The sequence below is a fragment of the Methyloceanibacter marginalis genome, from assembly GCF_001723295.1.
Lineage (GTDB): Bacteria > Pseudomonadota > Alphaproteobacteria > Rhizobiales > Methyloligellaceae > Methyloceanibacter > Methyloceanibacter marginalis.
This window is the reverse complement of the sequence record NZ_LPWD01000103.1, coordinates 1-7,155: the sequence shown is the minus strand read 5'-3', so window position 1 is coordinate 7,155 and position 7,155 is coordinate 1. Positions and strand designations below refer to the sequence as shown.

Annotated in this window: 8 protein-coding genes, 1 other RNA gene and 1 pseudogene; 5 read left to right on the top strand and 5 right to left on the bottom strand. The window is 64.9% G+C overall.

Going from position 1 to position 7,155, the window contains the following annotated elements; genetic code table 11:
• Positions 1-138 precede the first annotated feature (138 nt).
• The gene (locus AUC71_RS04655; RefSeq protein WP_069623322.1) at positions 139-1,074 is read right to left on the bottom strand and encodes a c-type cytochrome; all 936 of its coding nucleotides are present in this window, start codon (positions 1,072-1,074) and stop codon (positions 139-141) included.
• Positions 1,075-1,230: 156 nt separating this feature from the next.
• On the opposite strand from AUC71_RS04655, the gene AUC71_RS04650 reads away from it, so the two are divergent.
• Both AUC71_RS04650 and AUC71_RS04645 read left to right on the top strand, forming a co-directional pair.
• The gene (locus tag AUC71_RS04650) at positions 1,231-1,968 is read left to right on the top strand and encodes a 3-deoxy-manno-octulosonate cytidylyltransferase (protein ID WP_069623321.1); all 738 of its coding nucleotides are present in this window, start codon (positions 1,231-1,233) and stop codon (positions 1,966-1,968) included.
• Positions 1,969-2,000: 32 nt separating this feature from the next.
• On the top strand, positions 2,001-2,858 hold the full coding sequence (locus tag AUC71_RS04645) for a prephenate dehydratase (protein ID WP_069623320.1): 858 nt from the start codon (positions 2,001-2,003) through the stop codon (positions 2,856-2,858).
• 5 nt (positions 2,859-2,863) lie between these two features.
• On the opposite strand, the gene AUC71_RS04640 is transcribed toward AUC71_RS04645, so the two are convergent.
• The 3 genes from AUC71_RS04640 to AUC71_RS04630 all read right to left on the bottom strand — a co-directional run bounded on the left by AUC71_RS04640 (position 2,864) and on the right by AUC71_RS04630 (position 4,167).
• Positions 2,864-3,112: a hypothetical protein gene (locus AUC71_RS04640; RefSeq protein WP_069623319.1), complete on the bottom strand. Its 249-nt coding sequence runs from the start codon at positions 3,110-3,112 to the stop codon at positions 2,864-2,866.
• 63 nt (positions 3,113-3,175) lie between these two features.
• Positions 3,176-3,574 (bottom strand): CopD family protein, encoded by a 399-nt coding sequence (locus AUC71_RS04635; RefSeq protein ID WP_204376631.1) that lies wholly within the window; start codon positions 3,572-3,574, stop codon positions 3,176-3,178.
• A gap of 134 nt (positions 3,575-3,708) precedes the next feature.
• Positions 3,709-4,167, bottom strand: coding sequence for a hypothetical protein (locus AUC71_RS04630; protein WP_069623317.1), 459 nt, complete (start codon positions 4,165-4,167; stop codon positions 3,709-3,711).
• A gap of 440 nt (positions 4,168-4,607) precedes the next feature.
• Between AUC71_RS04630 and AUC71_RS04625 the strand changes: the two genes are divergently transcribed.
• Positions 4,608-5,126 (top strand): hypothetical protein, encoded by a 519-nt coding sequence (locus tag AUC71_RS04625; protein ID WP_141701448.1) that lies wholly within the window; start codon positions 4,608-4,610, stop codon positions 5,124-5,126.
• On the opposite strand, the gene AUC71_RS04620 is transcribed toward AUC71_RS04625, so the two are convergent.
• Positions 5,119-5,991, bottom strand: coding sequence for a DUF6600 domain-containing protein (locus AUC71_RS04620; protein WP_069623315.1), 873 nt, complete (start codon positions 5,989-5,991; stop codon positions 5,119-5,121). The genes AUC71_RS04625 and AUC71_RS04620 overlap by 8 nt on opposite strands.
• Before the next feature lie 160 nt (positions 5,992-6,151).
• On the opposite strand from AUC71_RS04620, the gene ffs reads away from it, so the two are divergent.
• Positions 6,152-6,246, top strand: an RNA gene (gene ffs, locus AUC71_RS04615) — signal recognition particle sRNA small type.
• An 87-nt stretch (positions 6,247-6,333) separates the two neighbouring features.
• A pseudogene (gene dnaX / locus AUC71_RS04610) lies at positions 6,334-7,155 on the top strand (DNA polymerase III subunit gamma/tau); the annotation flags it as partial.

Below are 7,155 nucleotides of genomic sequence, written 5' to 3'. Positions count from 1 at the left end.
GCTCGGCAGCAGGCTCTTCAGCAGCGGGCTCCTCCGCAGCCGGCTGCTCGGCAGCAGGCTCTTCGGCGGGAGCGGCTTCCTCCGCCGGAGCAGCCTCTTCCCCGGCCGCAGGCAGCGGCGGCGGGTTTTCCGTCATGCTCATGAGGAACTTGATGCGTCCGCGCGCTTCTTGTCGTCCGGAATGCCAGGGAAGGCCATGGTCGTGCCGGGGGCGAAGCCTTGTGGACTCTTCAGCCAGACGTCGAGATTCTCGTAGGTCCACTCCTGGTCGGCGTGCTTCTTCAGCGCATCCGAGTAGCTGAAATCCTCATGAGCCGCGATCTTGTGTCCGACCACGTTGTGGAGGTTCGGGCCGACCATCGTCGCGCCGCCCGCATCGAACGTGTGGCACACCTTACACAGCGCCGCGGCTTGCTCGCCCTTGGCCGCGTCGGCGGAGGCCAGCAGCGCGATGACCGGGGACTGACCGGCGGAAGCCTCTTTCTCGGCGCCTTCGTCGGCGGCGCCTTCCGGTGCGGGCGCTGCGGCCTTGGGCTCCGGGATTGGCAGCGGGTCGTCGCTGTTCTTGTTGAGATAGGCGATGACGTCGGCGCGCTTCTGGATGTCCGGGATGCCTGGGAAGGCCATGCTCGTGCCCGGAGCGAACTCTTGCGGGTTCTTCAGCCAGTGGTCGAGATTCTCGAAGTTCCACTCCTGGCCTTCGTGCGCCTTGAGCGCGGGGGTGTAGTTGACGCCTTCATGAGACGCGATCTTGTGACCGACGACGCCGTAAAGGTTCGGGCCAATCATCGTGGGCCCGCCCTTGTCGAAGCTGTGGCACACCTTGCAAAGGCCTACGTCCTGCTCGCCCTTGGCGGGGTCGGCCTTATTGAGCGCGAGAATGAATTCGGCGCCCTCGTCGGTCGCCTTCTCTTCTTTGCCGTGTCCCTCGTCTTCGGTCCCGGCAACCTCGAAGCCGGGTTTTTCCGGCGGATGCTCTTGGTAAGCGATGTCGATAATCGTTCTCGTGCCAAAGAACAAAAGCAGTGCCACAAGCACCGCCATGGCGATTTTGTTGAGGTAGTAGTACTTCATGGATCGGTGTCCCCCCAGCAGGCAGAGGCTACTTCTTCGTAGCTCTTGCGGCGCGGCGAGAGACTATAAGGGCTAGCGGGCTGTTGCAACTCGCAGAATTGCCGCGGAGTCTGACCCTGGTCATGGAATTCTTCCCGATCTAACCTACGGAAAATCATGCCGAAATCAATGATCGTCATCCCCGCGCGCCTGGCCGCGACGCGTCTGCCGGACAAGCCGCTCGCCGAGATCGCGGGCGAACCCATGATCGTCCATGTGTGGCGCCGCGCCATGGAGGCGGACTGCGGGCCGGTCCTGGTGGCCACCGATTCGCAGGCGGTCCGGGATGCGGTGGCCAAGGCGGGCGGCGAGGCGGTCTTGACCCGTCCCGATCACGCGAGCGGCTCGGACCGGATCCATGAGGCGCTTCTCGAAACCGATCCCGCCCGGGACTTCGACACGATCGTCAACCTGCAAGGGGATCTGCCTACGCTCGACCCGGGTCTGGTGCGCGCCTGCGTGGCGGCGCTTCACGAGGGCGAGGCGGATATCGGCACCATTGCCGCGGAGATCGTCCGGGAGGAGGAACGCACGGACCCCAACGTGGTGAAGGTGGTGGGCTCGCCGTTGCCGCGGGGCGGCGTGCTCAATGCGCTCTATTTCACCCGCGCCACCGCCCCTTATGGAGAAGGCCCGCTCTATCACCATATCGGCCTCTACGCCTATCGCCGCGCTGCGCTGGAGCGCTTCGTCGGCTTGCCGCCGTCGCCGCTCGAGACCCGGGAGAAGCTCGAGCAGCTCCGGGCGCTCGAGGCGGGCTTCCGCATTCATGTCGGTCTCGTTGACACTGTCCCCCTCGGTGTCGATACTCCGGCCGACCTTGCGCGGGCGCGAGAAAGTCTTGAAGCCTCTTAAGATTATTGCCCGCCTTCCGACATCAGCGAACCATGGCCAGATCGCGCTTGAATAAGATCGCCTTTCAGGGCGAGCCCGGCGCCAACTCACACTTGGCCGCCCGCGATGCTTATCCGGACATGGAAGCGATGCCGTGCGCGACCTTCGAGGATGCGCTGGCCGCGGTGAAGACCGGCAAGGCGAAGCTCGCCATGATCCCCATCGAGAATTCGGTGGCCGGCCGTGTCGCCGACATCCACCATCTTCTGCCGCACTCGGGCCTCTACATCGTCGGCGAGCATTTCGAGCGCGTCCGGCACCAATTGCTGGCGCTGCCCCGCGCCAAGCTGAGCGGACTGAAGACCGTGCATAGCCACATCATGGCGCTCGGCCAGTGCCGCAAGGCGATCGCGGCCCTGAAGCTCAAGCCGGTGACGGAAGCCGATACGGCCGGTGCCGCGCGCACGTGCGCGAGTCGAACGATCCCACCCAAGCCGGCCATCGCCTCGAAGCTCGCGGCGGAGATCTACGGACTTCGCATCGCCAAGAAGGACATCGAGGACGCGGCCCACAACACCACGCGCTTCGTGGTGCTCGCCCCGAAGCCGGCGAGGACCAAGGCCGCCGACGGCCCCGTCGTCACCAGTTTCGTCTTCCGGGTGCGCAACGTGCCCGCCGCTCTCTACAAGGCACTGGGCGGTTTCGCGACCAACGGCGTCAACATGACCAAGCTGGAATCCTACCAGCTCGAAGGCTCGTTCAACGCCACCATGTTCTACGCCGATATCGAAGGCCACCCGGATGAGCGGCCCGTCCAGCTCGCCATGGAGGAGCTCGCCTTCTTCACCAGCGAAGTGAATGTGCTCGGCACCTATCCGGCGAGCCCGTTTCGCGCGGGCCTGAAGGCGTAGCGCCTTTAGGACTTGCGCATCTTCTTGGCGATGCGCTCCGCCTCGGCGGCGTCAGCCTGCGAAATGAAGGACTTGTTGCTCCAGCCGGGCCGCGACGAGGTGGGCTTGTACTCGCCGGGTTCGCATTTCGTCACGGGATGAGCGGCGATTTCCGCTGCGAGCCGTGCCTCTTCCTCTTCGCGCGTCTCGCCGACCAGGACGCGCTTCGTGGGCCTGCGTGCGAATTGAGGTCTCGTCTTCTTGTCTGAGTTCATTGAGTATCTCCGTTTGGAAGGCGAAAATGTCACCCGCGTGCATGGGGTCAAGCTTGGGCGCGTTTACCAGAAGCGGCCGCTCGCGCCCACGATTATCGTGATGAGGCCGAGCGAGAGGTTGATCGCAACGATGCGACGAATCTGGTCCAAATGTTTGGCCGCTTCCGGAAAATGTTTGGCGTCGACGGTGTCGGCGAAGCGGCGCCATGGTGCGAAGAACAGATGCGCGAACAGCGCCATCATCACGATGCCAATGCCCTGCATGACATGGATGGACAGGCGCGCGCCCGCGAATCCACCCAGATAGAGGAAAATCATGCCGTAGCCGCTGGCGAGCAGAACGATGATGCACGCCCACACCCACGGGAAAAAGCGGCCAAGCACCCCGCGCCACAATGTCAGCCGCGATTCGGGCGAAAGCGTTCCCGCCGCGGGGCGCAACGCCATATAGGCGAAGAACATGCCGCCGACCCACACGACGGCGGCGAGGATATGGAGCGCGATGAGGGGTGCCACGGAGGCGAAGCTAGCACGCGCGCGATCCGGGTAAACCAGCCTTTGCTCGAGAAGACGGCGAAAGTGAACGCCGCCCGCTTTTAGTTGCTCTCAGGGTTCTTCTCGGGACCCTTCTTGCCCTTGGCCTCAGGGGCGGGTCCCTGCGCGGTGCGCCCCGTGGACTTCGCGTTACCAGGCACCCCTTTTGCCTCCCGCTTCGCCGCCGGCGGAGTGTTCCGTTCCGGCGTCCTCGCCTCCCGCTTCTGGGGTGCGGGCTTCTTGGCTTCGGGCTTCGGGGCAGGCTTCTTCGCTTGAGGCTTTGGTTCGGGCTTTTTGGCTTCCGGCTTCGGGGCAGGCTTCTTGGCTTCCGGTTTCGGCGCGGGCTTCTTGGCTTCCGGTTTCGGAGCGGGCTTTTTGACCTCAGGTTTCTTTGCTTCAGGCTTTTTAGGCCCAGGCTTCGGCTCTTTCTTGGGCTCAGGCTTCGGCTCAGCCTTCTTGGCCTCGGGCTCCTTCGGCGCAGCCTTTTCGGCTTCCGGCTCTTTCGCCTCAGGCTTCTGCACCTCGGGCTCTTTCGCCTCAGGCTCCTTCTTTTCAGGCTCCCCCGAAGGGACGGGCTTTTCAGCCTCGGCCGGCTTTTCTTCCTTGAGAGGCGTCTCGTCCTTCGGTTCGGTGGGCTCCGGCGCTTTGCCGGCCGGTGCGGCGTTCTTCTTCCCAGGCTTGGCCGCCTTGTCTTTGCCGGCATCCTTGGGCGCGGACTTCTCGGCCTCGACCGGCTTCTGCTTCTTGCCCTTTTGCTCGGTCTCGGCGGCGGCCGGCTTCTCCTTGTCCCCAGGCTCGGTTTCGGCCGCGTCCGGCTCGGGCTCTGCGGGCTCAGCCTTCTTTTCGGGTGCAGGCGATCGGTTTCGGGCTCGGCGGTCTTAGGTGCCGCGTCTTTCTCCTCGGCCGGTTCCTTGGCCTCGGTGTCCGGCTTCACGTCGGACGCCTTCGGTGCGGCGACCTCATGGGCGGGCACCGGCTTCTCCTTGGCCTTGGCCTTATCCTTGGCAGGGGGCGGCGCGTCGGCGATCTCGCCTTCCGGCAAGACGCCTTCATTTTTCCCCTCGGCCTTGGCGGCGGCCTTCGCCTTCCGGCCTTTGCCGCTCTTGCGCTCCTTGGCGGCCTCCTGGACCTCCTTCGGCGCGAGCTGATCCTCGGTCGTCGCCTCGCCTTCGGCTTGCGCCTTGGTCTCGCTCGCCTTGGCGACCTCCTCCACGTCCTTCGGCTCGGGCGGGGCCTTGGTGTCGGGCGCTTCGTCCGCTTCCGGTTCGTAGACCTCCAGCGTGTCGTCTTCGACCTTGCCCGCGGCTTCGGCGTTGTCGGTGCGCGCGATGCGCCGCTTCACGACCTTCTTCTTGGTCTTCTGCTCGACGTAGTTGACGTTGACCACGTTGTTCACGACCGTCTTGTTGACGATCGTCGTGTGGCCGACGGGACGCGTGCGCTCGAAGTCCCGACGGCGGCGATCGCGGTCGTCACGTAGTAGCGCGGCAGATCGTCGGAGAGGAAGTCGCGCGACGGCACCATCGACCAGTAATAGTCGGGCACATCGCCGAACGAGATATTGATGTTGAGCCCGCCGCCGTTGCGATCGTAACCGCGGTCATAGCCACGGTCGAGGAGGCGGCAGCGGGGCCCAGGCCAGATAGTCGTCCGACTGCCGCCATGACACCCAGGCCGGCGCCCACTGATTGCCGGGCGCAGAACCAGCCCACCCGGTCGGAAAAGCCCCAGCGGCCATAGTGATAGGTTGCCCAGCCGAACGGCTCGTTGGAAGCCCACGTCCAGCCGCGATCCGTGTAGACCCACCGGCCCCGCGTATAGGGGCGCCAGCCGCGGTCGACGTTCGCGGGAACCCACACATAGCGGCCCTGGATCCAGGTCCATGAGCCATGGGGCGACAGACGGTCGTAGAACACCCCGTCGTCGACCCAGCCGGCCTCGCGCGGGCGTGCCCAGCGGCCGCGGTTGCCGTAGAACGGCTCGTCGCGATAATAGGAATCCCAGTAGGCGTCGATGTTGAAGGTCACGCGCTGGTAGCCGAGATCGGGCGCATAGTCGCGCAGCAGGTAGTAGTCGCCCTCGGAATATCCGCTGAGATAAACCGCGCTCATCCAGCCGCGATAATTCTCGAACACGCTGTCGCACCAACTGTAGTCCGGCAGGCAGCCGAGAATGGTGATGGGCGCGTCTGCCGGAACCGTCAGAATCACCGGGTATTCGGTGCCGGGACCGGCGCGTAAATTGACGTCGGTGATGGGATAGCCGTTCGGCTCTTGCGCCGCTGCCGAAGTGGCGAAGCCCGCCCCGAGGATGAGACACGAAACGAAGATTCTAAGGGAACTCATAAAGCTCTGGCCTTCTTGCTGCTGTGCGTTGAAGGCCTAACGCGCGGTGATCGTGGAGAGTTCTATTGTGGCGGCGCGCGTCCTAACTTGGGCGAAGTCGTGGCTGCGGCGGCGGAGCGGGTTGCCAGGAGGCCCCCGTTCCCCGATATACTCTCCCAGGGAGGTTGGCAGCAGGCGCGTGCCTCGCCAACCGGGTCAGGTCCGGAAGGAAGCAGCCCTAACGAGCGTTTCGCGGGTTGTTCGTCCAGCCTCCCACCTTGCCTCCAGCGTCGAGTAGAGTGTGGCGGGGCCGCCTGTCGCTGCCCCGAGATCCTTCAAGCCGTGGCGTGAGTGCGACCCTCGATGGCCGAAGCCCAAGATCAAGCGAAGAGCGCGCCCGCAAGCCACGCGGCGCTTGCGCGCAAATACCGCCCGCGAGTCTTTGCCGAGCTGATCGGCCAGGACGCCATGGTGCGCACGCTGCGGAACGCCTTCTCTTCAGGCCGCATCGCTCAGGCTATATGCTCACCGGCGTGCGCGGCGTCGGCAAGACGACCACCGCCCGCCTCATCGCCCGCGCCTTGAACTACGAAGGCCCGAACGGCGAGGGCGCCACCCTCGATATCACCGAGGAGGGTGTGCATTGCCGCGCCATCCTGGAGAGCCGCCATCTCGACGTGGTGGAGATGGACGCCGCCTCCCACACCGGCATCGACGATGTGCGCGATCTCATCGATAGCGCCCACTACAAGCCGAATTCCGCCCGCTACAAGGTCTACATCATCGACGAGGTGCACATGCTGTCGAAGCAGGCCTTCAACGGCCTGCTCAAGACGTTGGAAGAGCCGCCGGAGCATGTGAAATTCATCTTCGCCACCACCGAGGCGCGCAAGGTTCCGGTCACGGTGCTGTCGCGCTGCCAGCGCTTCGACCTCAAGCGCATCGAGATCGAGGCGCTGATCGAGCATCTCGCCCGCATCTCAAAGGAAGAAGGCGCCGAGGCCGATCCCGCGGCGCTGGCGCTGATCGCCCGCGCGGCCGAAGGCTCCGTGCGCGACGCGCTCTCCATCCTCGACCGCGCCATCGCTTTCGGCGAAGGCAAGATCGCGGCGGACACGTTGCGCGATCTTCTCGGGCTTGCCGACCGTGCCCGCATCTTCGATCTGCTCGAGACGGTGCTCAAGG